Here is a 3,251-nt window from a genome sequence, read left to right as displayed (position 1 = left end):
CGAACACCCGCCACCTGTCGTCGCGCTGGGCGAAGGATAACTGGTCGCTGATGGTGGGGATGCCCACCGCGACACGGGGATTGGTGTTCCAGTCCCAGGGGCCGCCGACGCCGTCGGCGTCGTCCACGATCAGGAAATCGTCGAAACCGGCCTCGCGCAGTTTGATCGCCGCACCGATGCCGGAGAATCCTGCTCCCACGACGATGATCTCGTGGTCGTAGCTGTCACGTGATGGTCTCGGCATGGCGATCTCCTCCGTGCGGGGACGGCCTCGTCGCCGTCCGCTGCGCCTTCCAGACTCTCAGGAAGGCGGCTCGATGCGGTAGACCCGGGCGGCATTGTCCGCGAACACCTTCTGCACCGCGGCCCGGTCGGCGCCGGCCTCGGTGAGGGCGGTGCACACCGCGGTCGCGCTCGCGGCGATGGTGGTGATCGGTTTGTCCACCGGGAAGTTCGATCCCCAGATCAGCCGGTCCGCGCCGAAGCAGTCCAGCGCGTGGGTGACCAGCGGGCGGATGCGGTCGAGCAACACCTCGGCGGGGGTGCTCTGCCCGGCCTTGGGCACCGGATGCCCGAGCACCGGCATGGCCAGTCCACTGACCTTGGCGACCACGTTCGGCAGCGACGCCAGCTCGGCGATGTCCTCGCGCCAGCGTTCCAGCAGGGCGTGCCGCTGCTCGGGGGTGCGGCCGGTCTCCCGGCCGATCGGGCCGAACACGCCCGCGGGGGTGGCCAGGTGGTTGAGCACGATCCTCACCTCGGGATGGCGTCGCGCGAGCGCGGTGACCTGCGGCAACTGGTGCGAGTAGACCCACGCCTCGAAGACGAGATCCCGGCGCGCCAGCTCGGCGAAACCGTCGAGGAAGGCTCGCGAGGTCAGTGCCGCTGGATCGTGGGTGAACACCTTGACGTCGGGGTCGGGGTGGTGGGCGACCATGGTGCGGATGCCGCGGAACAGCGGCGAGGCGCTCTGGTGGGCGTCGAGCAGTTCGGCGAAGCCGGGGGCCGCCGGGTCGGCGGAGCCCTCGATGGCGGCCAGCCTCGGGGTGTCGATCCCGAACGGCAGCCCGGCCACCCAGCGGGTCTCCTCGGCCTTGGCGGTCGGCCCCTTGCCGTGCCAATCCACCTCGATGTGCACGATGCTCTCCACCGGCACTCCCGCCGCGTCGGCGCGATAGTCCGCGGGCAGGTAGGGCGCCAGGTAGGGGGCCGGGTGGCCGACGAACTCCCGGTCCCGCACGTTCGCCAGGCGCACCGCCAGCGACAGCGGCAGCGGCAGGTACTTCAGCAGCCGCGCGGTCGAGCTGAACTCGCGCGGCGTCGCCAGCGGGTCCCACTGGTGGATGTGCGCGTCGATCACGCGCAGCTCGTCGATGCTCATCGGGTCCGTCCCGTCTGCTCGCTCCGATCCCCGCGGGTGGGGGTACCCGCCGCGAGGGCTTCACGCACCACCGCCGCCCACCCGGCCGTGCCCCCGTGCCGCACCCTCACACGTTCCGCCGGTACTGCCCGCCGACGGTGAAGAAGGTGTCGGTGATCTGCTCGAGCGAGCACACCCGCGCCGCGTCCATCAGCACCTCGAAGATGTTGTCGTCGGTGCGGGCCACCGCCTCCAGCCGGGCCAGCGCCGCGCGGGCCTGCTCCCGGTGGTCGTCCTGGAAGCCGCGCACCCGGTCGAGCTGCGATTTCTTCTCCTGCTCGGTCGCGCGGGCCAGCTCGATGGTCTGCTCCGGCTCCGGGCGCTCGCTGCGGAAGGTGTTCACGCCGACGATCGGCAGCGAGCCGTCGTGCTTGCGGTGCTCGTAGAGCATGGATTCGTCCTGGATCCTGCCGCGCTGGTAGCCGGTCTCCATCGCACCCAGCACGCCGCCGCGCTCGCTGATCCGCTCGAACTCCAGCAGCACCGCCTCCTCGACCAGGTCGGTGAGCTCGTCGATGATGTACGCGCCCTGCAGCGGGTTCTCGTTCATCGCCAGGCCCCACTCCCGGTTGATGATCAGCTGGATGGCCAGCGCCCGGCGCACCGAATCCTCGGTGGGGGTGGTGACGGCCTCGTCGTAGGCATTGGTGTGCAGGCTGTTGCAGTTGTCGTAGATGGCGATCAGCGCCTGCAGCGTGGTGCGGATGTCGTTGAAGTTCATCTCCTGGGCGTGCAGCGAGCGGCCCGAGGTCTGCACGTGGTACTTCAGCTTCTGCGAGCGCTCGGCCGCGCCGTACTTGTCGCGCAGCGCGATCGCCCAGATGCGGCGGGCGACCCGGCCGATCACCGAGTACTCCGGGTCCATGCCGTTGGAGAAGAAGAACGACAGGTTGGGCGCGAAGTCGTCGATGTGCATCCCGCGCGCGAGATAGGCCTCCACATAGGTGAAGCCGTTGGCGAGGGTGAAGGCCAGCTGGCTGATGGGGTTCGCGCCCGCCTCGGCGATGTGATAGCCCGAGATGGAGACCGAGTAGAAGTTGCGGACCTTGTTGCGCACGAACCATTCCTGGATGTCGGCCATCATGCGCAGGCTGAACTCGGTGGAGAAGATGCAGGTGTTCTGGCCCTGGTCCTCCTTGAGGATGTCGGCCTGCACGGTGCCGCGCACGGTCGCCAGCGTGCGCGCCCTGACCTCGGCGGCCTCGTCCTCGGTGGGTTCGCGGCCCGCTTCGGCGCGGAAGCGGTCGAGCGCCTGGTCGATCGCGGTGTTGAGGAAGAAGGCCAGGATGGTGGGCGCGGGACCGTTGATGGTCATAGACACCGAGGTGGTGGGCGCGGTCAGGTCGAAACCGTCGTAGAGCGCCTTCATGTCGTCGATGGTGGCCACCGAGACGCCGGAGGTGCCGACCTTGCCGTAGATGTCGGGGCGCTCGTCGGGGTCGCGGCCGTAGAGGGTGACCGAGTCGAAGGCGGTGGACAGCCGCTTGGCCTCGGAGTGCTCCGAGAGCACCTTGAAGCGCCGGTTGGTGCGGAACGGGTCGCCCTCGCCGGCGAACATGCGCGCCGGGTCCTCGTTGTCGCGCTTGAACGGGAACACCCCGGCGGTGAACGGGAAACGGCCGGGCAGGTTCTCCGCGCGCAGGAAACGCAGCAGCTCGCCATGGTCGGTGTAGCGCGGCAACGCCACGCGCGGAATGCTGCTGCCCGACAACGAGGTCCGTCGCAGCGCGGTGCGGATCTCGCGATCGCGCACCCGTACCACCTGTTCTTCGCCGCGATAGCTCTCGGCCACCTCGGGCCATTCGGCGAGCAGGGCGGCACTGTCCGGGTC

The 3,251-nt window shown here is 69.5% G+C and carries 3 protein-coding genes; all 3 read right to left on the bottom strand.

The window, feature by feature from the left end:
• Positions 1–244, bottom strand: a 244-nt coding sequence (locus tag QH283_RS15200) for an NAD(P)-binding protein (RefSeq protein ID WP_280503647.1), incomplete at its 3' end; no start/stop codon positions are given.
• A gap of 57 nt (positions 245–301) precedes the next feature.
• Positions 302–1,381 carry an amidohydrolase family protein gene (locus QH283_RS15195; RefSeq protein WP_280503646.1) on the bottom strand — a complete coding sequence of 360 codons (1,080 nt, stop codon included), beginning with the start codon at positions 1,379–1,381 and terminating at the stop codon, positions 302–304.
• Between the two features lie 106 nt (positions 1,382–1,487).
• Positions 1,488–3,251: methylmalonyl-CoA mutase family protein (locus tag QH283_RS15190; protein ID WP_280503645.1), on the bottom strand; the 1,764-nt coding region annotated here is incomplete at its 5' end.

The organism is Nocardia farcinica, assembly GCF_029867845.1.
In the GTDB taxonomy this organism is placed as follows: Bacteria; Actinomycetota; Actinomycetes; order Mycobacteriales; family Mycobacteriaceae; genus Nocardia; species Nocardia farcinica_A.
The sequence above is the reverse complement of the archived record's forward strand: the minus strand, read 5'-3'. Positions and strand labels throughout refer to the sequence as shown.